Below are 256 nucleotides of genomic sequence, written 5' to 3' on the forward strand. Positions count from 1 at the left end.
TTCTCGATGTTGAAAGACTTCTTGCCGATGAGTGCATCCTCTGTCTTGGCGGTCAAAGTAACCTGTCCATTGATGGAATTGTCAGAAAGGGTAAGCACTGGCGACACAACCAAAACGGTATCAGTCGCAGTGGTCAAGTATGGCTTGCCCTCTGCCAAGGCATTTGCAAATGTATTGTAGTGTGCAGGAACGGCTACCGTCTGTTCGATATTGGCAGAGTCCTTATAAGTCACAGACGCTTGCCAACCGATATTCT

The 256-nt window shown here is 47.7% G+C and carries 1 protein-coding gene; it reads right to left on the bottom strand.

What is annotated here, in order from left to right; genetic code table 11:
* On the bottom strand, nucleotides 1-256 hold a 256-nt coding region (locus DXA74_RS16505), incomplete at both ends, for a hypothetical protein (protein ID WP_199666220.1).

Source organism: Bacteroides sp. OF04-15BH (assembly GCF_003477995.1).
GTDB lineage: Bacteria > Bacteroidota > Bacteroidia > Bacteroidales > Bacteroidaceae > Paraprevotella.